Source organism: Collinsella sp. HCP3S3_E11, from assembly GCF_052067375.1.
Classification (GTDB): Bacteria; Actinomycetota; Coriobacteriia; order Coriobacteriales; family Coriobacteriaceae; genus Collinsella.
On sequence record NZ_JBQHQI010000005.1, the window covers coordinates 67,608 to 93,472 of the forward strand.

Genomic DNA, 25,865 nt, shown 5'->3' on the forward strand with positions numbered 1-25,865 from the left:
ATCGCAATCGAGAACGTATCGTAACCCAACAGAAATCGAGTCGTCATGGCAGCGCTTTAACATCAGCAAAAAGCCCGATGAAAGGAGGCGAGCGTGACCACACGCGAGGACGCCTACCCCTATCCCGGCGAGCAGTACATCCTCTCGGTTGACCGCTATCAGATTGAGGTCATGGACCATCTGGACGAGCTTCCCGCCACAGGCGCCGTCATCTTCTGCACCTTCCCCAAGGTGCGCGATGGCGTTGGATATCCCGCGCGCGTTTTTGCCATCTGCCCCGCGGCATAAGTTCCCATGCATTTGTTCTTCTAAATTCAGCCTCCGGTGTACGCCACATGCCCCAGCGGCATACAATCCATCAGGCGCCCCATATGCGGGCGCCTTTTATATGGGGAGATGATTCACATGCAGATCAACAAGGTCGCCTTTATCGGCAAGGGCGGCGTCGGCCTGCTCTACGGCAGCATGATTGCCAAGACCCTCGGCAACGATGCCGTCGAATACGTCATGGATGACGCGCGTTTCGAGCGCCACGTGGGCGATGCGCTCACCGTCAACGGAAAGCCCTGCGCGCTCAAGTCCGTCCGCGCCAGCGAGGCAACGCCCGCCGATCTGGTCATTCTCACGGTCAAGACGACGGGGCTCAACCAAGCACTCAAGACTATGGAGCGCGTCGTGGGACCCAACACGCTCATCGCCTCGCTGTGCAACGGCATTACGAGCGAGCAAAAAATAGCCGAGCGCTTTGGCTGGAAGCACACCGTCCTGGGCATCTGCCAGGGCATGGACGCCGTATTCCTTAACGGCGCGCTCACCTTTACCAATGCGGGCGAGATTCGCTTTGGCGCGGCAGCAGGCACCGAGCCCGCAACCGTCACCGCCATCGATGAGCTCTACACGCGCTGCGGCATCGCCCATACCGTCGAGAGCGACATTGCGCACCGCATGTGGGCCAAACTCATGCTCAACGATGGCATCAACCAGACCTGCATGGCCTACGGCGGCACGTACGGGAGCGCCACGGAACCGGGCTCCGAGCAGCGTCGCTGCTTTGTTTCCGCCATGCGCGAAACGCTTGTGGTCGCCAACGCCGAGGGCGTTGAGCTTACCGAGGCAGACCTGACGCAGATGGTGCACCTCATCGAGGGAATCGATCCCGCCGGCATGCCCTCGATGGCGCAGGACCGCATCGCACAACGTAAAACCGAAGTCGAGGAGTTCGCGGGCACCATCTGCCGCCTGGCCGCCAAACACGATATCCAAGTGCCGCAAAACGATTGGCTCTACCAGAGGATTCGCGAAATAGAAAGCAGCTGGTAGCCTCGCCCGCACGGCGACGCGCGCAATGTAAGCAGACAGGCCTTCGCGAGGATCCCATCGCTCGCGAAGGCCTGTCGCATTTAGGCCGAGGCTAAAACTGAGGCTCGTTTTGCGACTCCGGGACCTCGTCCTCGTCATCGCGGCAAAGCACCACGCCGGCGCTTCCCAGCAGCGCCGCTGCAATCAAGGCGCTCACAACCACAGGAGCAGCACCCGTAGTGGACTGCAAGCCGGCAACTAACGCCGCCGTCGGACCAAGACATCCGATCAAAAGGGCAACGACGGCAATAGCGACATCTCGAGCGTTCATGGGATCACTTCCTCCACGAGAAAGACCTTGTTTCTCATGACTTAGTGTGCCCCGCGCCCATATGCCCAACGTAGTGCCACGGTAAGGGCTCTGTTAACCCAAATGCATATAAAAACGGGCGACTTTACATTGCCCGAAAGCTCAGTAAAGACGCCCGTCCATCATGTGCAATCGATGCCGACAGATTACCAACCGGTGTAGTAATCGGTAGTTCCGGCTGCGCAACCCGAATCGTAGACCTTGCACTCGCCCTTAGAGCCCGTAAAGGTCGAGCCCTGGGACTTATCGCTCGCAGCCACCACGTAGTAGCCGTCGGAATCACGCCAAAAGCCCTCGGAATCCAGCGTCCACTCACCCGTGCGGTGGTGATACAGCACGTTGCTGCTGTAATAGGTCTCGCGACGACCGTTGTAGTTATTGACGCCGCTCGAGCGCGTCAGGCCCGAGCCGTTCGCGTAATACGCAGCAGACGCGTAAGACGAGCCGGAGCCGGCGTTGTAATACGAAGCCTGAACGGCCTCGGCAGCTTCTGCCTCGACGGCCGCAGCCTCGAGCGCCTCGCGCTTAGCATCCTCGAGCGTGGAGCGAAGCTCGTCGAGCTCGGCCGACTTCGCGTCGACCTCCTCCATCGTCAAAAGACTGCCCGCACCGTCGATACAACCCTGCAGTACAGCGCGCTCGTCATCGGTGGCATAGTCACCGTACATGTTCATGATGATCTGCGCGCGGACCTCTAGGGAATCGCGCTTGGCCCCCATCGAGGCGTTCCACTCCTGCATGGAGCCAAAGCCGTCGCCACGATAGTCGACGGGCTGCATCAGGGTCGCCTCGGACGGCGTTGATCCGACCGCGTCGGACAGTGTTGCCGCGTGGGCATCGGTTACGCCGGCACCCACTAAAAGCGCCACGGCAAGCGTGGCAGAAAGGGCGGCGGCCTTCGGTTTTCGTGAATCGATCCTCATGTAGCTGGAAACCTCCGTAGTGAGTTTTTGCTGCGTTTAAGCTGCGTGTGATTCGATCGCGCTGCATAGTACCCCGAGCAAATCGTGACCTGCGGTTTTTCTCAAAAGGTGCACGTCATTTGCGTAAAACTCACATCCTCTCAACAGGAGTTTTCCACATCTCAATTGCATAAATCATGCCAAAAACCCTGTAATAGCGCCCTTCCTATGCAAAAAGGCGCCTGCGCAACCATTGTTCGCGCAGGCGCCTTGAGCAGGCATTTTATGCAGTTATACCTATCGAGTCGCAAGGGGCCCTTGCACAAGTCGCCCTACTCGTCCAGCGCGGCAAAGGCCTGCTTCAGATCCCAAATGATGTCCTCGGCGTTCTCGGTACCAATGGAAAGACGGATTGTGGAGGGCGTAATGTTCTGCTCGGCAAGCTCCTCGGCAGAGAGCTGGGAGTGCGTGGTGGTAGCCGGGTGCACGACGAGCGACTTGACGTCGGCCACGTTGGCGAGCAGCGAAAACACCCGCAGGTGGTCGATGAACTTCCAAGCAGCCTCTTGGCCGCCCTTGATCTCGAAGGTGAAGATCGAGGCGCCGCCACGGGGGAAATACTTCTGGTACAGCTCATGGTCGGGGTGCTCGGGCAGGCTCGGGTGGTTCACCTTGGCAACATGGCCGTCACCGATCAGGAACTCAACGACCTTCTTGGTGTTCTCGACATGGCGGTCAACGCGCAGCGACAGGGTCTCGGTGCCCTGGAGCAGGACCCAGGCGTTAAACGGGCTAATGCAGGCGCCCTCGTCACGCAGCAAGATAGCACGGACATAGGTCGCGAAGGCAGCGGGGCCGGCGGCCTCGGTAAACGAGACGCCATGGTAGGAGGGATTGGGCTCGGCGATCTGCGCATACTTGCCGCTCGCCTTCCAGTCAAAGTTGCCGCCATCGATAATCACGCCGCCCAACGAGGTGCCGTGGCCGCCAATAAACTTAGTTGCAGAGTGAACGACGATGTTGGCGCCGTGCTCCAGCGGACGGAACAGATACGGGGTGCCGAAGGTGTTATCGACAACAACCGGAAGACCATGCTTCTTAGCGACCTCGGAGATAGCGTCGATGTTGGGGATATCGGAGTTGGGGTTACCGAGCGTCTCGAGGTAAATGACCGTGGTGTTGTCCCTGATGGCGCCCTCGACCTCGTCCAGGTTGTGGGCATCGACGAAGGTGGTCTCGACACCAAACTGGGAGAGCGTGTGCTCCAGCAGGTTGTAGGAACCACCGTAGATGGTCTTTTGGGCCACCACATGGTCGCCGGCCTGAGCGAGGGCCTGCAGGGTATAGGTGATGGCGGCGGCGCCAGAGGCGACGGCAAGACCGGCAACGCCGCCCTCGAGCGCGGCAATGCGGTCCTCAAAGACGCCCTGGGTGGAGTTGGTCAGACGACCGTAGATATTACCGGCGTCGGCAAGGCCAAAGCGGTCAGCAGCGTGCTGGGAGTTGCGGAACACATAGCTCGTGGTCTGGTAGATAGGCACAGCGCGGGAATCGGATGCGGGGTCGGCGCTCTCCTGGCCAACGTGCAGCTGCAGGGTGTCGAAACCAAAGGTGTGCTCGGGGTTGTTGATAAACTGGCTCATGATGATCTCCTTGATCAAGCAAAAGTAATAAGAGTAAGAGAAGTAAGTCGCCGTCTCCTGATCACGCCGACGGGCGCAAGCAGGAGCCCGGCATTCGTCTTAGTAAGCAGTTCATATGCGGTCCTCCTTTTGACATCCCGTTCTCGTGGTCGGCTTAATTACCTACCTCCTTTGTATGTTTTGAATAGTACGAGCACTGTTTCGCGCGGTCAATCACTTAAAAGCGCTAACCTGTTATCGGTTTTTTAGATAGCTATCGAAAGGACGGGTGCCGATGACCCTCCAGCAGCTTCGTTTTCTTATCGCCGTGGCAGAATCCGGCTCAATTAACGCCGCAGCTCAGCGCCTCTATACCGCGCAATCCAATATCTCCAACGCCGTCAAAAGCCTAGAGCAGGAGCTCCGTCTGGAAATCTTTACGCGCTCCAGCCGCGGCGTCACACTCACCAACGACGGCACCGAGCTTTTAGGCTATGCGCGCCAGGTCGTAGAGCAGGCCGATATGCTCGAGGCCCGCTACGAGGACGGCGGCACACCCCAGGCGCGCCTTGCCGTCTCGGCCCAGCACTACGCTTTTTCGGTCGAGGCCTTTGTCAACGTCGTCGAGCGCTGCCGCGACAGTAAGTTTGAGTTCGTCATGCGCGAGACCACCACGTCACAGATCATCGACGACGTCCGCGCATTTCGCAGCGATATCGGCATTCTGTATCTGGATGACTTTAACGCCCGCGTCCTGCAGAAGGCCTTCGCCGACGCCCGCGCAAGCTTCCATCCCCTCTTCGATGCAACGGTCCACGTCTTCGTTAGCGAGCGCCATCCGCTCGCACGCCGCCCCCAGCTATCGCTTGCCGACCTTACGCCCTATACGCGCTACAGCTTTGAGCAGGGGACCTCGAACTCCTTCTATTACGCCGAGGAGCCGTTTAGCTATATCCCCTGCGACCGCAACATCCGCGTTTCCGACCGTGGCACGCTCACCAATCTGCTCATCACGTCGAACGGTTACACTTTGTCGACCGGTGTCCTCTCCAATGAAATGCAATGGGGCATGGCATCGATCCCGTTGGCAGACGCCCCAACGATGCGCGTGGGCTACATCATGCACGATGAGCGCAAGCCCTCTCCCCTGCTGCGGCAATACCTCGACGAACTCGAACGCATCATCCACGAAAACCAACCATTTGGGGACGGGATAGAAATGGCAGATTTAAAAGCCCTCTAGCTCTTGACAATTCAGGTCGCCCATCTTTCTTGGCGACAACGTCTCCACCATCCTTGTGGAGCGGCGCGCCTCGCATAAAACAGGATGGACCGGCGATACAATAGACAGCCGCAAGAGAGGAACTCGACGAAAGGAACTCTGTGAAGGTCATCATCTATACCGACGGCTCGGCTCGATCCAATCCGGGACGCGGTGGCTACGGCGCCGTGCTCAAATACACCAACCCCGCCGGCAAGACCTTCACCTCCGAGCTTTCGCGTGGCTACGCCAAGACCACCAACAACCGCATGGAGCTCATGGCGGTCATCGTGGCGCTCGAGGCACTCAACCGTCCCTGCGAGGTCGAGGTCCACTCCGACTCGCAGTACGTCGTCAACGCCTTTAACAAGCACTGGATCGACGGTTGGAAAAAGCGCGGGTGGAAAACTGCCAACAAGCAGCCCGTTAAGAACCGCGACCTGTGGGAGCGCCTGCTTGCCGCAAAGAGCAAGCATAAGGTGGAGTTCATCTGGGTTAAGGGGCATGCCGGCCACGAGCTCAACGAGCGCTGCGACGAGCTCGCCACCACTGCGGCCGATGGAGTCAACCTCGATATCGACACCGGCTTTAACGAGAGCGACCTGTAATAGCGTTTTCGCGCAGCTTTATATCCCCACGCGCTACACTCATCCTGTAGACCAAAACAACGCAAGGGGGACGTATGCTGCGCATCGCGACCATCGGCACATCCATGATCACCGACGACTTTATCCAGGTCGTCAATGCCAACGACCAGGCTGTATTCGTAGGCACGCTCTCGCGCAACGCCGAGCGCGGCGCCGCCTTTACTGCCGAGCACGGCGGCGAACGAAACTTTACTTCACTTGATGAGCTTGCAGCAGCCGCCGACGTCGACGCCGTCTATATCGGCAGCCCAAACGCACTTCACTACGAGCAGGCCCTTGCCTGCATCGCCAGCGGCAAGCACGTCATCGTCGAGAAGCCCTTCTGCGCCACCGAGGCGCAGGCGCTGGAAGTCTTCCGCGCCGCCGAGACGGCGGGCGTCGTAGCCCTCGAGGCCATGCGCCCGCTCCATGACCCCGCTTTCCACGCCATCGAGGACGCCCTGGGCGAGATCGCCCCCATCCGTCGCGCCTCACTGCGCTTTGGCAAGTATTCTTCACGCTACAACGAGGTTCTCGCGGGACGCGCCACCAACATCTTCGACTGCCACATGGCCTCGGGCTCCCTCATGGATATTGGCGTCTACACCGTCGAGCCCATGGTCGAGATCTTCGGCATGCCCTCCGGCCTTACGAGCATGGCTACTCTGCTCGACCCCACCACGCAAGAGCTCACCCATGGCCCCATCGATGGCTGCGGTTCCATCCTCGCCAGCTACGGCGGTGGCCGTATCTCCGTCGAGCTCGCGCACTCCAAAATTACGAATGACCTACTGCCCTCGCAGATCGAAGGCGAGCGTGGCACTATCCAGATTGACCATCTGTCCACGCCCCGCAACGTCCGCATCGACTATCGCGGCGATGTCGTACGCGGCTCGGCGACCGAGGCGCCGCGCGAACAGAGCGACAACGGCCGCGTGCTCGACCTTCCCAAATCGAGCAACACCATGGAATACGAACTCGCAGACTTTATCACCGCCATCGGCGGCATCGATAACGTCAAGGAAGAGATTTGGGAGACCCCGGCGGGACGTCACGAGCTTGGCCACTATCGCGATGTCACGCTTGTCTCGCTGCGCATCATGGATGCCGTGCGCCAACAGGCCGGCATTACCTTCCCCGCCGATTCTGTCAAGCAGGCCTAGCGATGGGTATTTTCGACAAGCTTTTCTCGGGCGTCGCCGGCGGCAGCCGCGAGCCCCAAAAGCCCTCTGGCGTCGAGCTCGAGCTGCGCCGCAGGCTTACTGTGCTCGCAAGCGACGAGGCCACTCAAGACACTCCCCTGCGCTATTTCCTGCGCTGGGAGGGACAGGTCCAAGGCGTTGGTTTTCGCTTTACCAACACCAACCTCGCGCAGGCACGCGCACTCACCGGCTGGGTGCGTAACATGGAAGACGGCTCAGTCGAGATGGAGATACAGGGAACTCCAGCAAACATCCTATCTCATCTCGAGGCGCTTCATGCCTCCTACGAGCGCATGGGAACGCGTTTTCGCCTCGTAGACGCCCAGGTCCGAGCCCCACTTGCCAATGAAGACGGTTTCACTCCTCATTATTAGTATTGTGTGCTAAATACGGTATCATTTACCTACGACGGTAAATAGAAAAGAGGCGAGGTGCATGGCGGTGCAAAGAAGGAATACCAGGCAGCGAAAGCTAGTTCTTGATGCCGTGCGCCAAAGCTACAACCATCCCACCGCCGACGAAATCTACAACGTCGTGCGCGCGCAGGATGACAAAATCAGCCGCGGTACGGTCTACCGCAACCTCAATCTCTTGGCCGATGCCGGGGAGATTCTCTCGATTAAAACGCCGGGCGGCAGCCGCTTCGATCGTGCCATCGAACCGCATGCGCATATCATCTGCACCTCGTGTGGCCGCGTCATCGATGTGCCGCTCCCCTTCAATACCCAGCTCGACGCCAGGGCATCCGAACAAATCGGATGGAGCGTCAGCTCGCACTACACCATCTTCGAGGGCCTTTGCCCCAACTGTAGATAGATTTTGGGGCATGCCTTAAAATCAACTTTTCACCGATTGCGGCAAAAGAAAGATTTCCAGGCATGTCCCAAATGTCTACTCAGCAAGTAGGCGACGCAGCTCTTCTTCGACCGTGCGCACGTAACGGACGCGGTCGTTGATACCGCGCATACTGGGATTGCAGCTCTCCATCAGATAGGGATGGCCCACCACGTTGAGCATGTCGCGGTCGTTTTCATTATCGCCAAACGCCATCATTTCGTTAGGTGAGATCCCCAGCGCACGACCATAATCGGCAAGCGCGGACCCCTTGCCCGAATCAAAGCCGATAAAGTCGGTCCATTCGGTTCCCGACGTCATCACATCGACCCGGTCGCCAAAGCGACGGACGAAATACTCCAGCGCCGCCGGCTGCTCTGTCTCGGGCGTTTGAAACGCGATCTTAATGACGTCCTCGTCGATGTCCTCGGGGCGGTCGACCACCGCCACATCGCAATGGACCTCGTAGCGCAAATGATCGACGAATGCATCGTTGCCGCTCATGGTGTAGAGGTGCCCCTCGCAGGAAAGGGTCACGTCGGCATGGGGATACGCAACCACGGCATTCGCGATATCCATAGCAAGGTTACGCTCCATGGAACGCTTGACAACGGCACGCCCCTCGCTCATCACGAGGGCTCCGTTTTCGCATACATAGGCGAGCTCATCGGCCACCGGGGCAAACAGATAGCGCAAGCTCGCATATTGACGGCCGCTCGCCGGCATAAACACGATGCCACGACGATGCAGCTCATCGATGAGCTCAAAGGCCTCGGAACGCGGCTCGCACTCCCCCGGATGCAGCAACGTGCCGTCCAAATCGCATGCAATCAGCTTGATTCCCTCAAGACCCATATGCTTTCCCCCACAGCACCTCATCAACAGCAAGACGGACTTTGAATAGCTGCCTCTCAAAGTCCGTCTTGCTCATACGCACGTTAACCGCGCGCCTTTTTTACGATCGTAAAGTCGGGAGCCATACTCACGACGACCTCCGCCGCACTCGACGCAAAGCGCCGGTCCGTATCGAGTTCACGGGTAACCACCGAGAGCCGAACACCCTCGACGCCCCGGAGCATGCGGCCCAAAACAGGCTGCACCGGCGTATACATGCGCACGGTATGCTCGTCCGAATCGCCTCGGAAAAGCGGCGCGTGCATATTGCCGATCTCCCAGCACGCATGCGCGAGCGCAATCGGATCCATGCGGTCGACTTCGACCAAATAGACCTCGGCGCTGCGCAGGCGCACGACAACCGCCACGGGCACCATGCCCGAACGGTCGATGGCGAGCACGTCGCCGTCGGCAAGACGACTGCCGTCGGCAGCATCCAGCCGAACATCGACCGTGCGCCCCAGCTCCGTCACGCCCGCAAACGCGCAAACATCAGCCTGGTCCCAATCGAGCAGCAGCTCGTCAACTTCAAAGATGCCACCCAGCTCCCGACGAAGCAGGAGTTCATAGGACGGATCGTTGAGATTTCCCAAGCATGTCGTCGAAACCAAGCGTTCAGGCATACTCTAATCCTCGACCTCGACGAGCTCGATATCAAAGTTGAGATCCTTGCCGGCCAGCTCGTGGTTAGCATCGAGCGTCACGGCCTCGGGCGTCACATCGATGACAACGGCAGGGACAGGCATGCCGCTCGGCGTGGACAGGAAGAGCTTCATGCCCTTCTCGATCTGCTCGATGTTGGGAACCTGCTCGGCCGGGAAGGTGATAACCATCTCGGGATTGTGCTCGCCGTAGGCATCGGCAGCAGGAATGTGCACGGACTTCTTCTCGCCCACCTGCATGTCGACAACGGCGGCATCGAAGCCCTTGATCATCTGACCGGCACCGCAGGTGAACTCCAGCGGCTCGCCGCGATCGTAGGAGCTATCGAACTGCGTGCCATCGTCGAGCGTGCCGCGATAATGAGTCTTGACCTTCTTGCCCTGGTTGGACATGGAAACCTCCGTGATAAGGGCGGCACACAACGCGGGCCGCCATGAACGTATGGCGCTAACTATACCCTAGTCATACAATTCGAAGACAGTTTGCAAAGAAACGCTGCAACCGGAGGAACCATGGCATATCCCGTATTTGACTTGCACTGCGACACCGCCGACCGCATCGGCTGGGCCACGCTCGATCTCGACCTGCGCTTTACCGCCGGAACCGACGGTTATTTCCCCGGCGACGAGACGCATCCGCAAGATTTCGACCTCATCGAGGGCAACGCCTGCGCCATCTCGCTCGCAAAGATCGGCAACACACCGTGGGCACAGTGCTTCGCCACGTTTGTCCCCGACGAGATTCCCTCCGCCCACGCCGCGCGCTTCCAGGCGCAGATCATGGCGCATATGAGCGGCCAGGCCATGCTCAACCACGATCGCATGGTCAACGTGCGCAGCGCCGCTGACATTCGCCCTGCGCTCAAGGACGGCAAGGTCGCCTGCATCCACACCATCGAAAACGCCACGTTCTTTGCCGAGGACCCCGCGCTGATCGAGGTGCTCAAGAGCTTGGGCGTACTCATGTCGTCACTCAGCTGGAACGCGCAGGGGCCGCTCGCGAGCGGACACGATACCCACGCCGGCCTCACCGCCGCCGGCATCGAGGCACTTACGCAGATGGAGCACGCCGGCATGGTGCTTGACGTCTCCCATCTCAACGATGAGTGCTTTGACGAGGTCGCCGCCCGCGCCACGCGTCCCTTCGTCGCCAGCCACTCCAACTCCCGTGCGGTTTGCGGCGCCAAACGCAACCTTACCGACGACCAGTTCCGCACCATTCGCGACATGGGTGGCATCGTCGGCCTCAACTACTGCAGCGAGTTCCTTTCCAACGACGCAACTGACAAGACCGCCGCAGACGTCACCTTCGATCAGCTAGCGGCACATATCGAGCACTGGCTCGACCTGGGCGGCGAGGACGTCATCGCGCTCGGCGGCGACTGGGACGGCGCCACGGTGCCCGCTTTCCTCTCCGATGCCAGCAAGATGCCCGAGTTCCAGAACATGCTCTCCAAGCATTTTGGCAAGACCGTGATGCAAAAGCTCTGCAGCGACAACGCGCTTGCCTTCTTTGAGCGTTATTAATTTCACATCCCTTGAGCGGGCCGGCATGCCGAACGGTCGACATGCCGGCCCGTCCCCAATCTGAAGGACCGCTTTTGACGCAGCAGTTTACGATTTCCGTATCCCGGCCGGATGGGATGCCCATCCCCGTCGTCGTTACCAAAAAGCGTGTCAAGAACTTCAACCTACGCGTCACATCGAGCGGTGAGGTCCACGCAAGCGCACCGCTCGGTGCCAGCCGCGAGCGTATCGAAGCATTTGTGAAGCGCAACAGCGCCTGGATTATCAGCCGACTTGCCCAGCGCGAGCAACGTCAGGCGACGGAGCGAGAGCCGCTCAGCCCCTCGTCCATCATTGCGCTTTGGGGCAAGCCCATCACGGTACAAGATGCGCTCGATCACAACTTTGCATCACCCGCACCGCGACCCAGACAGGCCACCTTCGCAAGTTTTATGGGTACCGACGAGCCAGACGAACACCCACAGGCCAAGCGGCACGCAATCCTCGACGGCCTAACGCCCGATGAGCTCCAAGCCCGCATCGACCAGCTCTATACATCCGAGGTCACCACGGCGCTACGCGATATGGTGCGCACATACGAAATCGCAATGGGTGTCGCCGCTTCCCGCGTTTCCGTGCGCAGCATGAAAACGCGCTGGGGCTCGTGTACGCCCAAAACCGGTGCCATTCGCATCGCACGCGAGCTTGCCGCCTACCCCGTCGAGTGCCTTGACATGGTTGTCGGCCACGAGCTCGTCCACTTGCTCGAGCCAAGCCACAATCAGCGGTTTCACGCCCTGCTCGACACGTACTGCCCCAACAATAGAGCTCTGTCGCAGCGGCTCAAGCAGCCACCCATAGAGACGTATTAGAACCGGTTAGCGCACGCGCTCGATCTCGACACCGCAGCTTGCCAGGGGAAGACCGACGGGCGCCCAAGGTTTATCGAGCTTAACACGAACGCCAAGCAGCAGGGGGTAACGACGTAGCAGCATCTGGGCCACGCCCTCGGCTGCGGCCTCGATGAGCTTAAACGTATGCTCGCGCAGATAGCCATCGACATCGTGGCACACCGAGCCGTAGTCAATCGAGGCATCCAGGTTATCGTGCTCCCCTGCTGCACGCAGGTCGGCATAGAGCACCAAGGACACGATGAACTTCTGGCCCAGGGCGTTCTCCTCGGGATACACGCCGTGGTTGGCAAAGACCTCAAGACCTTCAACGGTGATGCGATCGGCGTGGCGCAGATCGTCATAGCTCACGTGGGGCACCGCCGTTGCGGTGGATATTTCGCCCCTTCCACGGCGGGCGAGCTCGGCGCCTTCAGTCTTGGTTGCATTCTCGGGCAGTTTCTTGTTGGTCATCGCGATCGTCTCCTTCGTTTAGAACCCCGACCGCGCAAACCAACTACACGCGAATCGACAGGTTCTTTTTATCATCGCTCCAGTTGCAGGCATTGCGCGCGGGGCATGCAAAGCAGGCGCGCGACGCTTTGTCGGCTGCATAGAGCAGCCGCTCAAGCGGTTGGCTGTTCACGCGCAGCTTTCTATGGCCTAAAATGGCCGTCTTAATGGCCGCGGCATCGGCCGGATCAAATGCCACGTCATCGGGCATGCCGCCAAGAATCGCATCAGCGACGCGCTCGCTTGCAACATCATGGGATATACCCGATTCATACTGTTCATCTTTGCCGATATCGTGAAGAAGTGCCGTGGCGTAGATGACCTCGCGGTCAAATTCGAGCTGTTCCTCAAGATTCTTAATCCACATAATGCGCGCGACATCCAGCAGATGGTCAATACCGTGGCGGCAAAAGATACGCCCCGATTCCAACTGTGCAATGTTGCCCAGGTGCCGCCGGAACAGCCCATTGGCACAAATGTAATCAATGCGAGGCATGGCGCCAAAGGGAGTCAGGCCCGAAGCCATAAAACCGCGACGCGGCGTCCCCTCATCGGTCTTCGATGTAAAGTCGTTGACGACTCTCATGGTTAGCGGTCCAGCATCCTAAAGAATCGCTCCTCGAGCGCGGGATCGGTCTCAAAGACACCGCGACGAGCAAGCGTTATGGTCTTGGTACCGGGCTTTTGCACGCCGCGCATGGTCATGCACATATGCTCGGCTTCCATCAGCACGATCGCCCCTTGGGGAGCAAGATATTCCATGAGGGCATCGGCAACCTGCGCGCACAGCTGCTCCTGCAGCTGCAGACGACGGGCATAGACCTCAACCGTGCGAGCAAGCTTAGACAGACCCGCCACGCGACCGTTAGGGATATAGCCGATCGCAGCCTTGCCATAAAACGGCAGCAGATGGTGCTCGCACAGCGAGTAAAACGTAATATCGCGCTCGATAACCAAATCGTTCGAAGCGACGGCAAAGGTTTTGGACAGGTGCTCCTCGGCACTCCGGCCCATACCGCCGGCAATCTCGCCATACATACGGGCGACGCGTGCCGGGGTCTCCAGCAGGCCCTCACGAGTTGGGTCCTCGCCTATACCTTCAAGCAGCAGCTTAATAGCAGTCTCGACTTTTTCCTGATCGACCATCTGGGCCTCACTTTTTTCGATTTCGCGTTCGCGCTATGGTACCACGCTGGCACGCAACCTCTTCCAGCTACATAGTATGGGTCGAATAGACCGGATCGTCCCGCCAAAGCTCCACAGCGTCGCAAAGCGCAACGCCCTCGCGCGCAGCACGAGCGCGCGAGGCGTTCATGTCGATCACGCGCTGATTACTCGAGCCCCTAAAGCGCAACGAGATATCGTACAGATCTTGAACGAACGGACCGTCTACCAGCATGTCGAGGCAAGCAAGGATACGGTCCGTCACGTCGGTATGGTGGCGGCCGCCCGGCATTAGTTCCTCGAGCACGTCACCGGTAAAGCACCAAATGGTCTTCCCAGACTCCACAGGGTAGGTCGCACGCACGCGTTCGATAAAATCAACGAGCCCCGCCTGGTTCTCGGGTTCCATAGGCTCCCCGCCCAGAATCGTCAGGCCATCAATAAAGGGATGATCAAGACTCTCGATGATTTTGTCCTCGACGGCACGATCGAACGGTTCACCCGCGGCAAAGTCCCACGCGACGGAGTTAAAACAATTCTTGCACCCACGACGGCACCCACTCACAAACAGAGAGGTACGAACGCCTTCTCCATCAGCAATGTCGAAATACTTAATGTTCGCGTAGTTCATAGGTAACCTTCCTGGGGGTCTGGAGCATATCATCCCGTCCTCAAACATTCTCGGCCTTCGGCCTGCGAAACTGCGGGCGGGACGATATGCTCCAGATCCCTCGCGAGCGACACTCGGTGAACGAAGCGAACATCGAGTATGGGGTTCGAGGCCCAATAAAAACTGGGTTGCGGCTCAACCGCCATCGCAAGTAAATCGCAGCTGCAGCTCAAATTATTTCCGCCAAAAACTTCGAGGAGTGAGCAGATCGCATACTGCATCTCAGCTACATCAACTTGGCTGCCCCGTAGCGAGGCCCCGGACCTTTGCTCGATATGAGTTCCGCACGAACAGGAGGCGCCAGTGGCGCCTCCGTCGTGAGCCAGGACTGTCCGAAATAGCGAGTAAAGGTCCGGGGCCTCGCTACGGGGCAGCCTGGGATGGTTATTAGAGATGCAGCACGCGGTCGCGGATCTCCTCGGTTCGACCCTGGTTCCAGAACTGGGTACCGATGTAGCCGCACGTGCGACGGGCGACATTCATCTTCTCCTGGTCACGATTGCCGCAATTGGGGCACTCCCACACCAGTTTGCCATCGTCCTCGACAATGCGAATCTCGCCGTCATAGCCGCACACCTGGCAGTAATCGCTCTTGGTGTTGAGCTCGGCGTACATGATGTTGTCGTAGATGTACTGCATTACGCGAATGACCGCCTTGAGGTTATCCTGCATGTTGGGAACCTCAACGTAGGAGATAGCACCGCCCGGCGAAAGCTGCTGGAACATGCCCTCAAACTTAAGCTTGTCGAAGGCATCGATCTCCTCGGACACGTGGACGTGATAGCTGTTAGTAATGTAGCCCTTGTCCGTCACGCCCGGGATAATGCCGAAACGGCGCTGCAGGCACTTGGCGAACTTGTAGGTCGTCGACTCAAGCGGGGTGCCGTACAGCGAGAAGTCGATATCGCTTTCGGCCTTCCACTCGGCGCACTTGTCGTTCATGTGCTGCATGACGGCCATGGCAAACGGCGTGCCCTCCTTCTCGGTATGGCTGTGGCCCGTCATGTACTTGACGCACTCATACAGACCGGCGTAACCCAGGCTAATGGTGGAATAGCCGCCCACGAGCAGCTTGTCGATCTTCTCGCCCTTCTTAAGGCGCGCCAAGGCACCGTACTGCCAAAGAATCGGCGCAGCATCCGAAAGCGTGCCCATCAGGCGCTCATGACGGCACAGCAGGGCGCGGTGGCACAGCTCAAGGCGCTCATCGAAGATCTTCCAGAACTTGTCCATGTCCTGATGCGAGCTCAGCGCAACATCGGGCAGGTTGATGGTCACAACACCCTGGTTAAAGCGACCATAGTACTTAGGCTTGGTCGGGTCATAGTTCAGAGCGTTGGCGACATTGTTAAAGCCGTTGCCCGAACGGTCGGGCGTCAGGAAACTGCGGCAACCCATGCAGGTATAGCAATCGCCGTTGCCGGCGGTCTCGCCCTTAGACAGCTTGAGCTCGCGCATCTTCTTCTCGGAGATGTAGTCGGGCACCATGCGCTTGGCGGTGCACTTGGCGGCGAGCTTGGTCAGATAGAAGTACGGCGAATCCTCGCGGATGTTATCGTCCTCGAGCACGTAGATGAGCTTGGGGAACGCCGGGGTGATCCACACGCCGGCTTCGTTCTTAACGCCCTCATAGCGTTGACGAAGCGTCTCCTCCACAATCATGGCAAGGTCGTGCTTCTCCTGGGGCGTACGGGCCTCATTGAGATACATAAAGACCGTCACGAACGGGGCCTGGCCATTCGTGGTCATAAGGGTCACGACCTGATACTGAATCGTCTGGACGCCGCGACGAATCTCATCGCGCAGGCGTTCCTCAACGACCTCGCGAACCTTCTCGGCAGATGCCGAAACACCGAGCTCCTCAAGCTCGCGAGCGACCTCGCCGCGAATCTTTTGACGGCTCACCTCAACGAACGGGGCGAGATGGGTCAGCGAAATAGACTGACCGCCGTACTGGGAGGAAGCAACCTGGGCGATAATCTGCGTCGCGATGTTGCAGGCGGTCGAGAAGCTGTGCGGCTTCTCGATCAGCGTGCCCGAGATAACGGTGCCGTTCTGGAGCATGTCCTCCAGGTTCACCAGATCGCAGTTGTGCATGTGCTGGGCAAAGTAATCCGAATCATGGAAATGGATCAGACCCTCATTATGGGCATCCACAATCTCCTGGGGCAGCAGCACGCGTTGGGTCAGGTCCTTGGAAATCTCGCCGGCCATATAGTCGCGCTGAACGGAATTGACGGTCGGATTCTTATTGGAGTTTTCCTGCTTAACCTCTTCGTTATTGCACTCGATCAGCGACAGGATCTTGTCGTCGGTCGTGTTCTTTTGGCGCTTCAGGCTCTGAACATAACGATAGATGATGTAGCGGCGAGCGACCTCGTAGCAGTCGAGACGCATGATCTCGTCCTCGACCAGATCCTGGATCTCCTCGACCGATACGGTATGGCCGGCCTTCTCACATGCCTCGGCGACGTTTTGCGCCGCGTAGATCACCTGGCGGTCGGTAAGACGAGAGCCCTCCTCGACCTCCAAGTTGGCGGCGCGAATCGCATTGACGATCTTATCGATGTCAAAGGCAACCTCGGTACCGCTGCGCTTGATGATCTTCATCCTCTTGCCTCTTTCGCGTCGTAATCCCATTGCGCTTCAGAGCCAAACGATGCCTGGCAGGGCTTGTCCCTGTCTTGCGGCGCCGTCGCGCAATCTGTGTTCTCGATAAACCATAGGTCCTCATGCGGACAATCCTCGCGGCCGATCAAGCGGCTCAAAGGCGTGTCCAAATGGGGCGAACAAGGTCTTCGTTCTCTGTCCGCTATCTATCATACGACAAAGACGCCTCTATATCCTGTATTCTTTTTTTAGGTCAAACACAACATATAGTGTTTCAGCAGGTCAAAGCAATTGGTCATTTTACAGACACATTAATTATGAGGGTTTCTTGGCAAGTCGGTAAAACGTTACCAACGCGGCTACCTGCAAGGCAGTTATAAAACCCCCTCGTCAAGCCGCCGACAAATCCTACCAAAACCAAGCCGCTCACGCGAAAAGAATCCAAAAGATTATGCTTGACCAACATGTTGCGGTCGAATGCCGGCGGACGGAGCGACGGGGCTGCAAACGCTCGGAAGACTACAGCCCCGGCACCCCGTCCGCCGGCATTCGATAGGCGAAGAGCTATTAGTTCTCTTCGCGAGCTATCATGCGGCCGAGAGCCGCTGTAAAGGGATCGAGCAGCACGCCGGCGATAACCACAAAAGCCCACCCCTTTGTGACAAGGCCCGCCCAGCGCGTGAAGAACGTACGGCCTTCAATCGTTCCGAATCCTCCCTGGAAGGCAATCTCGCCAAAACCGATCACCATAAAAGATTGCGCGGGGGTCAACCATGGAAACGCGGGCGACGTGCACGGTTATGATCAAAATAATCATCTCCCACGAGACCAAGAGGCCAATAACGACAAATTATGCTGGGCAGCAAATGCAACGTGAAAAAGCGACCGAGGTCGATAATTTGACGGCATATTATCTGTGTTTATAACAAAACAGTCCAGAAGCAAAGCCTCTGGACTGCGAACATTTGGTGGGCGTTACAAGATTTGAACTTGTGACCTCTTCCGTGTCAGGGAAGCGCTCTCCCCCTGAGCTAAACGCCCAAATGGAGCGGACAACGGGGCTCGAACCCGCGACCCCAACCTTGGCAAGGTTGTGCTCTACCAACTGAGCCATGTCCGCTTACGGGGATTAATCTTACGTGATACCCGCATCCTATGCAAGAACTTTTTTTGAAAAGTTTTGCGACGCCCTCGCGAACCTCACGAAGACATCAGCCACCTCAAAAAGGCCGAGCTCCTCACCCTGATACACGTATGCCGAGCCCGGAAGCGCCAGCTCAAGCAAAAGGGCCGCCCGCGCGCGGCGCTCGCCGAGTTCACGGTCCTCGTCATAAGACGACCCGTCGCGTAAGAGCCAGTCGAGCGCAATCTGGTGGTAGCGCGGCGCCTTGATTTGCGGCAGGGCATAGCGCGACGCCACTCGCGATAGATCTCGTGGACCTCGTTGCGGTCCCACAGCGGATGGGTGCCGTCGTCAACCATGTCATCGCCCTCGGCGAGATGCCACCGGTCAGGGTCATCGCGGTCGAGGTCCTTGGCGAGACCGTGCGCCACATCAATGCGAAAGCCATCAACGCCTCGATCGCTCCAAAACGTCAGGACGTCGCAAAAGAACGCATGAACCTCGGGGCATGACCAGTCAAAGTCCGGCTGCTCGGGCGTAAACATATGCAGCTACCACTGACCGTCCGCAACACGCGTCCAGGCGGGGCCGCCAAAGTTGGCATTCCAATTGGTGGGAGGCAGCTCGCCATGTTCGCCGCGACCATCGCGGAAGATATAACGGGCGCGCTCGGGCGATCCGGGGCCGGCGGCAAGAGCGGCTTTGAACCAGGGGTGCTGGTTGGATGAATGATTGGGCACGATGTCGACGATGACCTTGATGCCGCGCGTGTGAGCCGCAGCGACCATGTCATCGAAGTCGTCAAGCGAGCCGAGACGCGGGTCGACATCGCAGTAATCCGCCACATCATAGCCACCATCGACAAGAGGCGATGGGTAAAACGGGCTCAGCTAGATGGCCTCGATGCCCAGCCGCTCAAGATAGTCCATCTGCTGGGTAATGCCCACGATGATACGCCCAAAGCTGTTATTCGCGGCAAACAACGCCACAGCCACGCCCCAAGATGCTCGCCCCCTCTCGGGTTCGAGCCTCTGCAATGGGTACGAAAAAGCCCGGCTACCGTGGTAGTCGGGCTGTTGTGCTTGGAGCGGACAACGGGGCATCCGCGTATCCGCTTCGCGGATCCGCATCGGCTTCGGCCGCCTGCCGGCGACCTCGCCAGCTCGCTACAAACGCTCCGCGTTTGCTTAACGCTCGCTCCCTCTCGGGTTCGAGCCTCTGCAATGGATACGAAAAAGCCCGGCTACCGTGGTAGTCGGGCTGTTGTGCTTGGAGCGGACAACGGGGCTCGAACCCGCGACCCCAACCTTGGCAAGGTTGTGCTCTACCAACTGAGCCATGTCCGCATATGTAAAACAAAACGGGCGCCGGAGCGCCCGGATGTTGCCTGGAGGCGAAGCCCGGATTCGAACCGGGGGTAAAGGCTTTGCAGGCCTCTGCCTTACCACTTGGCCACTTCGCCGAAAAAGGACCGTTAAGAACGGTCCGGAAATGCAATGGAGCGGACAACGGGGCTCGAACCCGCGACCCCAACCTTGGCAAGGTTGTGCTCTACCAACTGAGCCATGTCCGCTTGCGGGTTATTAATTTACGCGAGTTATCCAAAAGACGCAAGTACTTTTTTCAAAAAAGTTGCCCAAAGCAAGTTCACGCAGGAAAATCATGTCAACCCAAGGCGCTAAGCGCACGATTCCAATGCCGAACTAAACAGCTTCACCATCCGAACGCATGTGCCGGCACCATCCGTGCGACGGGCAACCTCCACATTATCGACGAGCATGCGCATAAGCTTGATACCTCGTCCGCGTTCCTCGGATGCCATCGGTTCGCTCGCTCCATCGATAGAATAGCCAGCGCCTCGATCAAGCACCTCAAGCACAACACGGTCCCCATAGGCCTGAATCGTCAGGATGCAGCCAACACCGCCCGCATGGTCATATGCGTTACCCAATGCCTCCCCCAACGCTAATGCGACGTCATAGCGCTCATCACGCCTCAGGGGAAGTGATTCGAGAATCTCGGCCACACGGTGCCGATAATACGGGAGATTCTCGATGCCTCGCTGCACCTTGACGCTCTTGCTCCATCGCGGCAACTCCCCCACCGGAATGGCGGGAATCGACTCCCGCACCGGACCCGCAACATGAAGGATGTCGACAAGTCGGGCAATCTCCAAAAAGCGAACGACCTCATCGGAGGCGTTAACAAGCGAAAGCAGCCCTTCTCGTCTCATAAGCTCTCTGGCACGCGTAAGCAAAAACGCCAAACCCGTCGAGTCGATAAAAGCCACGGTCTGGCAATTGATGACAACACGGCGCACGCCCCGGTCGATTAAATTATCCAACCGTCGGCGCAGCTCGGGCACCGAGGCGATATCGATATCGCCCGGTGGCGTCAAAACCGCTATGTCATTCCACTCATTCATGCGACCATGGTTCCCCAAAAGAGCTCGCTCGATGCACACTTTTCTGCAACCGTTAGGATTCTGTATGCCCAACGTCGCGACCTACGATCGACCCCGTAAAAACTCAAGGGACACCAATGCAATGTCATCGTCCAGCGCCGAGTCGGTAAAGCGGTCAAGCTCGCCCAAGACCCTACCGCAGATGCCCGATACGCCCTCACCCGAAACAGAGAGTAGAAGGTCGCGCAGGCGTTGCTCGCCAAAGAAAGCACCCGAGCGGTCGCGTGCTTCGATCGTTCCGTCGGTATACATAAACAGCATGTCACCAGGATCGAACGTAAACACGCCCGTCTCGTACACCATGCTCTCAAAGGCACCGATCACGCCCGATTGGCACCCAAGGAGCTCCACCTCTCCCCCGCAGGTCTCTCCTCCGCCATGCGGCGTCGACGACGGCCTAATGACCATAGTGGGAGGATGTCCCGCAGAGCAATAGGTAGCGCGGCCCGCTTTAAGATCAATCTTGGCGATAAACGCCGTCACAAACGTCTCGACCCGCGAAAAGCCCATGAGCATGCTATTGAGCGAGCGGGCCATGCGAGCGGGTCCCGCACCCTCCCAGGCATAAGCCGTCAACGCCGTCTTGACGAGCGCCGACATCGACGCCGCCTCAATTCCTTTGCCGGAGACATCGCCCAATATCATAACGGCGCAATCGTCGGGAAGACGGACAAGCGTATAGAAGTCACCACCGACCAACGCCGAATTCGTTGCCGACAGGTATACCGAATCGGTTGCGATGCCCGGAACGTCGCCTAGCGAATTTCTCATGCCAATCTGAAGCGTCTGAGCGATATGACGCTCTTCACGCTTTTGAGACTCGCCCTCATAGATCAGCTCAAAGTCGTGTGCCAAATGCACCATGTAGTCGTATTCAAGGTCGTCGATTGGCTCCTGGCTGCCATCACGGAGCAGCAAAACGCGCCTCGTCGGTCCCTTGGCGATATCAGCGGGCACGATTGCATCGTTGCTTCGCGTACCATCCGCCTCCGAGTGGCAGCGCCCCGCCTCGATACCGGAGTCGACATAAAGTCCCTGACACGGCAGGCCGTGGGCTCTCAACCATGCGCCCATAGTCGTGGATTCGTCCACGCGTGTAAGGCGCACGTGCTTGAGGTCGTCGACGCTCGTCCCGCCCAGCACCGATGTCTCAAATCCATCGGAAATTGCTCCCAGGCGCGCCGCCGGCGTCGTGACAGAAAAGAAGAGTGACTCCGGATCGCCCGGCAATGCCACACGACTGCCGCCTTCAAAATCGATGACATAGGTTTCGAGGCCCGCATCATACTCCACGGGGCAGAAATGACAACTGAGCACAGCGCAGATTTCGGTCGATACCGCACGCGAGGCGGCAATAGGATCATCGAGATAGGCAAACAACTCATCGCGCAGCACGTTGAGAGAACGGCCAAGCTCTGCCGTGCGACGTGAACGTAGACTCGATGCCATGCCGACTAGTTGGATGGAGAGATAATCGCAAATGACCTCGAGCACGTTGACATCATAGGCAAGCGGCGCCTGCGGACGTTTCCAACCGACCTCCAACACACCGAGCACCTGAGTGCCATAAAACACGGGAAGACATATCTCGCTGCGGTATGGAGGCATATCTTGCATGCGAAGCAGGTGCTTAGAACGATTGTCCAGGTCCATGAACATACCCGAGGCATTCCTATCGCCCTCGAGGTCCTGCTGAATCGACAGGCGGCAGGCACGAGACTCACGGAGCACATACGTCGGGATACCCGCACCATACGGCATAAACTCGGGCAGGTAGCTGTCATACAGCTCCTTGGAAACACCGCGAAGCTTAAAACCGCCGCTCTCAGAAAAATAGATGGCAGCACCCGAGGCATCGAGGGTTCCTACAAGCTGGTTCAAAACGGTATCCAACAAACTAGGCAGCTCATCGGAGCCCATCGTGCTCATAATGACCGACAACGTGCCCGAGAGGCGCTTATTCGCCACTCTGAGCTCCGAAAGCGCACGCTTGAGCTGACGGTCATGCGAATACTGTTCTTCGATACTATGGAGCGCCACGAGAACACGCGGCGCACGGCGGCCAAAGATACGAGGCGGCGTAACCGAGCCGGCACAAACTAGGACGGGAATAAAGGAGCCGTCACTTAGCTTAAGCATCAACTCGCTCTCGGTACCATTGGTCTCAAAAGGAAGACGATGTTCTGTCGCGCGTTCAAATGCTGACGAGTACAAGAGATCTTTAACGTCCCCGTTAATCACATCGGAACGTTCCTCGCAGATCAAGTCGAGCAAGCGATTGTTTACATGCAAAATGGTTCCGTCGAGCTCGCAGATAATGACAGCATCGCTCGTAATATCGACCAATTGGGCAACGTCAACCCACTCATTGCGCTCAAGCGTTTCCATCGTGAACCTCACCGTCTATCGGTAACAAAAAAGCCTCCGAAGAGGCTTCTCAAATGCGATGGTGTCGGAGGCGGGACTTGAACCCGCATGACCAAAAAGCGGTCACTAGCACCTCAAGCTAGCGCGTCTGCCAATTCCGCCACTCCGACATGCTATATTGTTGATTCGCAGTTCGTTTTGTTGGACCCGCGCTTTCAACGAGGAAGATAATAACCTATGATTCGAGAACTGTGCAAGCACTTTTTTCAAAAAAGTTTACGAATTTGAAAATGCGCAGATAGATCTATATGTCCGGGCCGGAATGGGGGCAACTTCCCAACGCGTCCTCGGGCATGCGGTACATTTTGATTCGCGCTTCGCGCTACAAAATGTACCGCCCCCTGCGGAATGCGTTGGGAAGTTGCCCCCATTCCGGCCCTACAGCCACATACTCCAAGTACGATTCTCAAACATATACTGGGGCTGATGCAAATTTGGTGGCTCGGCTTTGCCGAGCCCTTATATAAGGAGGCCGGAGCTTAGGCTCCGGCCTCGCTCAATTTCTTATTAGATTAAGTGAGCGATCAAGGAATCGCCCCCCTGCAGTGGTAACACAGGGCCCGTGCTGGACTTAGTTTTCAGAACATTCCGCAGACCAGGAAACCCCCTTATCCGCAGCTCCGAAGGAGCAGGATAAGGGGGTTTCCATGGTCGAGGACGTTCTGAAAACTAAGTCCAGCACGGGCCCGAACGATAACAACCGACTACAGGTCGATGTGCGATTCCTTGATCGGGAACGGCTCGGCGAAGTGGCAGGCGCAGCAGTGGCCCGGAGCAACTTCCCTAAACTCGGGAAGCTTCTCGGAGCAGATGCCCTGCGCGATCGGGCAGCGCGTGTGGAAACGGCAGCCAGTCGGCGGATCCAGCGGTGACGGCGGATCGCCGGCGAGGATGATGCGCTTACGGGACTTTTGGATATCCGGATCGGGAACCGGCACGGCAGACAGCAGCGACTGCGTATACGGGTGGTGAGGCTCGCTATAGAGCGTCTTCCAGTCAGAAACCTCGACCACCTTACCCAGATACATAACGGCAACGCGATCGGAGATGTGCTGAACGACGGACAGGTCGTGGGCGATAAACAGATACGCCGTACCAAACTTGTCCTGCAGCTCCTTAAGCAGGTTCAGAACCTGGGCCTGAATGGACACATCCAGAGCGGATACCGGTTCGTCACAGATAATCAGCTTGGGCTTCAGCGCAAAAGCGCGGGCAATGCCGACACGCTGACGCTGGCCACCCGAGAACTCATGAGGATAGCGATTGATGTGCTCGGGGTTCAGTCCGACAACGTCGAGAAGCTCGCGGACGCGCTCAATGCGCTCCTCCTTGGTTCCCACGCCGTGAATGGTCATGGGTTCGGAGACGATCTCGCCGATGGTCATGCGAGGATTCAGCGAGGCATAAGGATCCTGGAAGATAAACTGCATCTCGCGACGCATATCCTTGATCTCATGCTTGCTCATTTCGGCAACATCTTTACCCTGGAAGAACACCTTACCGGCGGTCGGCTTGGTCAGGCGCATGATGGTGCGACCCGTAGTGGACTTACCGCAACCAGACTCACCAACCAGACCAAAGGTCTCACCAGGATAAATCTCAAAAGAGATATCGTTTACAGCAGAGACGACGCGCTTGGAAAAACGCTTGGCGAACATGCCGGACTCTGCGGAGAACTCCTTAGAGAGGTGCTCGACCTTCAGTAGCGGAGTGCGCTCGTTATTGTCTGCCATTTACGCCTCGCCTCCCTTCTTGGAATCCTTACGCGTGCGAGACGTCTCAGGGGCGTTCTTGAGGAACTCGGGGTCACCGGAATAATGACACGCAGAATAGTGGCCGGACTCGGTGACAAAACGCTCGGGGCGCTGCTTGCGGCACTTATCGGTCGCATAGGGGCAACGAGGCGAGAACACACAACCCTCGGGCAGGTTCATGAGCGAAGGCGGGTTGCCGTGAATCGGCGTAAGCGGCTTCTTCTCATCGATGGCCTGCTCCGGGATGGAGCGAATCAGGCCCCAGGTATAAGGGTGACGGCTCTCGTAGAAGATTTCCTCAGCAGTACCGAACTCGACGGGACGGCCGGCGTACATAACCATGATCTTGTCGGCCATATCGGCGACAACACCCAGGTCATGGGTAATCATGATGATGGCGTTGCCGTTCTTCTCCTGCATTTCCTGCATAAGCTCAATAATCTGAGCCTGAATGGTAACGTCCAGGGCAGTCGTGGGCTCGTCGGCAATCAGAATATCGGGATCGCAGGCAAGGGCCATGGCAATCATGACGCGCTGACGCATACCACCGGAAAACTGGTGCGGATACTCATTGACGCGTTTCTCGGGCTCGGGAATGCCAACGAGGTCCAAAAGCTCGGTGGCGCGCTTGAGCGCCTCCTGCTTGGAGTAGCCACGGTGCAGACGAAGGCCCTCACCCACCTGCTTGCCGATCTTATAGACCGGGTTCAAGGAGGTCATAGGATCCTGGAAGATCATCGCGATATCGTTGCCACGGATGTGCTGCATCTCTTCCTCGGTCATCTCGAGGATAGAACGACCGCGATAGCGAACGTCACCGCCCTCAATCTTTCCCGGAGGCATCGAGATAAGACCCATGATGGTCATGGCGGTCACGGACTTACCGGAGCCGGACTCACCGACGACACCCAGGGTCTCGCCACGATCGAGCGTGTAGGACACACCATCGACAGCGCGAACGACGCCATCCTCGGTGTGGAAATACATCTTAAGGTCATCAACCTCGAGCAGATGCTGGCCCTCGGGAACCGGCTGGTCCTTCAGGTCCACATAGTTCTTGTTCTTCTTCATC

General features: G+C 58.1%; 26 protein-coding genes, 6 tRNA genes and 1 pseudogene. 9 read left to right on the top strand and 24 right to left on the bottom strand.

Annotation, left to right across the window (positions count from 1 at the left end):
• Positions 1-93 precede the first annotated feature (93 nt).
• Positions 94-288 carry a hypothetical protein gene (locus ACTM86_RS04755; protein WP_154517383.1) on the top strand — a complete coding sequence of 65 codons (195 nt, stop codon included), beginning with the start codon at positions 94-96 and terminating at the stop codon, positions 286-288.
• Positions 289-405: 117 nt separating this feature from the next.
• A complete protein-coding gene (locus ACTM86_RS04760) occupies positions 406-1,320 on the top strand; it encodes a ketopantoate reductase family protein (RefSeq protein ID WP_441015821.1) in 915 nt (304 codons plus the stop codon).
• Between the two features lie 91 nt (positions 1,321-1,411).
• On the opposite strand, the gene ACTM86_RS04765 is transcribed toward ACTM86_RS04760, so the two are convergent.
• The 3 genes from ACTM86_RS04765 to ACTM86_RS04775 all read right to left on the bottom strand — a co-directional run bounded on the left by ACTM86_RS04765 (position 1,412) and on the right by ACTM86_RS04775 (position 4,214).
• Positions 1,412-1,630 carry a hypothetical protein gene (locus ACTM86_RS04765; RefSeq protein ID WP_154517389.1) on the bottom strand — a complete coding sequence of 73 codons (219 nt, stop codon included), beginning with the start codon at positions 1,628-1,630 and terminating at the stop codon, positions 1,412-1,414.
• Between the two features lie 185 nt (positions 1,631-1,815).
• Entirely contained in the window at positions 1,816-2,592 is a 777-nt protein-coding gene (locus ACTM86_RS04770; protein WP_427747967.1) for a hypothetical protein, read from the bottom strand.
• A 311-nt stretch (positions 2,593-2,903) separates the two neighbouring features.
• On the bottom strand, positions 2,904-4,214 hold the full coding sequence (locus ACTM86_RS04775) for an O-acetylhomoserine aminocarboxypropyltransferase/cysteine synthase family protein (RefSeq protein ID WP_441015824.1): 1,311 nt from the start codon (positions 4,212-4,214) through the stop codon (positions 2,904-2,906).
• Positions 4,215-4,488: 274 nt separating this feature from the next.
• Here ACTM86_RS04775 and ACTM86_RS04780 point away from each other — a divergent pair, with 274 nt between their 5' ends.
• From ACTM86_RS04780 to ACTM86_RS04800, 5 genes are all read left to right on the top strand, one after another.
• Positions 4,489-5,436, top strand: coding sequence for a LysR family transcriptional regulator (locus ACTM86_RS04780; RefSeq protein WP_441015827.1), 948 nt, complete (start codon positions 4,489-4,491; stop codon positions 5,434-5,436).
• 140 nt (positions 5,437-5,576) lie between these two features.
• Complete coding sequence (rnhA, locus tag ACTM86_RS04785; protein WP_427727777.1) at positions 5,577-6,062, top strand: ribonuclease HI; 486 nt, start codon at positions 5,577-5,579, stop codon at positions 6,060-6,062.
• Positions 6,063-6,136: 74 nt separating this feature from the next.
• The gene (locus ACTM86_RS04790) at positions 6,137-7,243 is read left to right on the top strand and encodes a Gfo/Idh/MocA family protein (RefSeq protein ID WP_441015830.1); all 1,107 of its coding nucleotides are present in this window, start codon (positions 6,137-6,139) and stop codon (positions 7,241-7,243) included.
• Positions 7,244-7,245: 2 nt separating this feature from the next.
• Positions 7,246-7,656 carry an acylphosphatase gene (locus ACTM86_RS04795; protein WP_441015833.1) on the top strand — a complete coding sequence of 137 codons (411 nt, stop codon included), beginning with the start codon at positions 7,246-7,248 and terminating at the stop codon, positions 7,654-7,656.
• A 61-nt stretch (positions 7,657-7,717) separates the two neighbouring features.
• Positions 7,718-8,098, top strand: coding sequence for a Fur family transcriptional regulator (locus ACTM86_RS04800; protein WP_441015836.1), 381 nt, complete (start codon positions 7,718-7,720; stop codon positions 8,096-8,098).
• Positions 8,099-8,173: 75 nt separating this feature from the next.
• On the opposite strand, the gene ACTM86_RS04805 is transcribed toward ACTM86_RS04800, so the two are convergent.
• The 3 genes from ACTM86_RS04805 to ACTM86_RS04815 form a co-directional block, all read right to left on the bottom strand.
• On the bottom strand, positions 8,174-8,971 hold the full coding sequence (locus tag ACTM86_RS04805) for an HAD-IIB family hydrolase (protein WP_427747975.1): 798 nt from the start codon (positions 8,969-8,971) through the stop codon (positions 8,174-8,176).
• An 83-nt stretch (positions 8,972-9,054) separates the two neighbouring features.
• Complete coding sequence (locus ACTM86_RS04810; protein ID WP_441015839.1) at positions 9,055-9,633, bottom strand: urease accessory protein UreE; 579 nt, start codon at positions 9,631-9,633, stop codon at positions 9,055-9,057.
• Between the two features lie 3 nt (positions 9,634-9,636).
• Entirely contained in the window at positions 9,637-10,065 is a 429-nt protein-coding gene (locus tag ACTM86_RS04815; protein ID WP_441015842.1) for an FKBP-type peptidyl-prolyl cis-trans isomerase, read from the bottom strand.
• 120 nt (positions 10,066-10,185) lie between these two features.
• Between ACTM86_RS04815 and ACTM86_RS04820 the strand changes: the two genes are divergently transcribed.
• Together ACTM86_RS04820 and ACTM86_RS04825 are read left to right on the top strand one after the other, a co-directional pair.
• A complete protein-coding gene (locus ACTM86_RS04820) occupies positions 10,186-11,199 on the top strand; it encodes a dipeptidase (protein WP_441015845.1) in 1,014 nt (337 codons plus the stop codon).
• Between the two features lie 74 nt (positions 11,200-11,273).
• Positions 11,274-12,050, top strand: coding sequence for a M48 family metallopeptidase (locus ACTM86_RS04825; protein ID WP_441036913.1), 777 nt, complete (start codon positions 11,274-11,276; stop codon positions 12,048-12,050).
• A 6-nt stretch (positions 12,051-12,056) separates the two neighbouring features.
• On the opposite strand, the gene folB is transcribed toward ACTM86_RS04825, so the two are convergent.
• The 18 genes and pseudogenes from folB to ACTM86_RS04915 all read right to left on the bottom strand — a co-directional run bounded on the left by folB (position 12,057) and on the right by ACTM86_RS04915 (position 25,864).
• Positions 12,057-12,542, bottom strand: coding sequence for a dihydroneopterin aldolase (folB, locus tag ACTM86_RS04830; RefSeq protein ID WP_427718610.1), 486 nt, complete (start codon positions 12,540-12,542; stop codon positions 12,057-12,059).
• A gap of 43 nt (positions 12,543-12,585) precedes the next feature.
• Positions 12,586-13,167: an HD domain-containing protein gene (locus ACTM86_RS04835; protein WP_195838586.1), complete on the bottom strand. Its 582-nt coding sequence runs from the start codon at positions 13,165-13,167 to the stop codon at positions 12,586-12,588.
• Positions 13,168-13,169: 2 nt separating this feature from the next.
• Positions 13,170-13,727 (bottom strand): GTP cyclohydrolase I FolE, encoded by a 558-nt coding sequence (gene folE, locus ACTM86_RS04840; protein ID WP_441015849.1) that lies wholly within the window; start codon positions 13,725-13,727, stop codon positions 13,170-13,172.
• Positions 13,728-13,794: 67 nt separating this feature from the next.
• On the bottom strand, positions 13,795-14,376 hold the full coding sequence (gene nrdG / locus ACTM86_RS04845; RefSeq protein ID WP_441015851.1) for an anaerobic ribonucleoside-triphosphate reductase activating protein: 582 nt from the start codon (positions 14,374-14,376) through the stop codon (positions 13,795-13,797).
• A gap of 426 nt (positions 14,377-14,802) precedes the next feature.
• Positions 14,803-17,025 (bottom strand): anaerobic ribonucleoside-triphosphate reductase, encoded by a 2,223-nt coding sequence (gene nrdD / locus ACTM86_RS04850; RefSeq protein WP_441015853.1) that lies wholly within the window; start codon positions 17,023-17,025, stop codon positions 14,803-14,805.
• A gap of 567 nt (positions 17,026-17,592) precedes the next feature.
• Positions 17,593-17,775, bottom strand: coding sequence for a hypothetical protein (locus tag ACTM86_RS04855; protein WP_441015855.1), 183 nt, complete (start codon positions 17,773-17,775; stop codon positions 17,593-17,595).
• Positions 17,776-17,991: 216 nt separating this feature from the next.
• Positions 17,992-18,066: transfer RNA gene (locus tag ACTM86_RS04860), tRNA-Val, on the bottom strand.
• Positions 18,067-18,069: 3 nt separating this feature from the next.
• Positions 18,070-18,145 (bottom strand) — tRNA-Gly (locus ACTM86_RS04865).
• A gap of 33 nt (positions 18,146-18,178) precedes the next feature.
• The gene (locus tag ACTM86_RS04870) at positions 18,179-18,445 is read right to left on the bottom strand and encodes a hypothetical protein (RefSeq protein WP_441015898.1); all 267 of its coding nucleotides are present in this window, start codon (positions 18,443-18,445) and stop codon (positions 18,179-18,181) included.
• A gap of 32 nt (positions 18,446-18,477) precedes the next feature.
• Positions 18,478-18,993: pseudogene (locus ACTM86_RS04875) on the bottom strand (alpha-amylase family glycosyl hydrolase); the annotation flags it as partial.
• A gap of 425 nt (positions 18,994-19,418) precedes the next feature.
• Positions 19,419-19,494: transfer RNA gene (locus tag ACTM86_RS04880), tRNA-Gly, on the bottom strand.
• A gap of 42 nt (positions 19,495-19,536) precedes the next feature.
• A tRNA-Cys gene (locus tag ACTM86_RS04885) sits at positions 19,537-19,610 on the bottom strand.
• A gap of 35 nt (positions 19,611-19,645) precedes the next feature.
• Positions 19,646-19,721 (bottom strand) — tRNA-Gly (locus ACTM86_RS04890).
• Between the two features lie 105 nt (positions 19,722-19,826).
• Positions 19,827-20,573, bottom strand: a complete 747-nt coding sequence (locus tag ACTM86_RS04895; RefSeq protein WP_441015857.1) for an anti-sigma factor antagonist — start codon at positions 20,571-20,573, stop codon at positions 19,827-19,829.
• Positions 20,574-20,654: 81 nt separating this feature from the next.
• Complete coding sequence (locus ACTM86_RS04900) at positions 20,655-23,000, bottom strand: SpoIIE family protein phosphatase (RefSeq protein ID WP_441015859.1); 2,346 nt, start codon at positions 22,998-23,000, stop codon at positions 20,655-20,657.
• Positions 23,001-23,059: 59 nt separating this feature from the next.
• Positions 23,060-23,149 (bottom strand) — tRNA-Leu (locus tag ACTM86_RS04905).
• Positions 23,150-23,743: 594 nt separating this feature from the next.
• The gene (locus ACTM86_RS04910; protein WP_427795958.1) at positions 23,744-24,772 is read right to left on the bottom strand and encodes an ABC transporter ATP-binding protein; all 1,029 of its coding nucleotides are present in this window, start codon (positions 24,770-24,772) and stop codon (positions 23,744-23,746) included.
• Positions 24,773-25,864, bottom strand: coding sequence for an ABC transporter ATP-binding protein (locus ACTM86_RS04915; RefSeq protein WP_154517437.1), 1,092 nt, complete (start codon positions 25,862-25,864; stop codon positions 24,773-24,775).
• Between the last annotated feature and the right edge of the window lies 1 nt (position 25,865).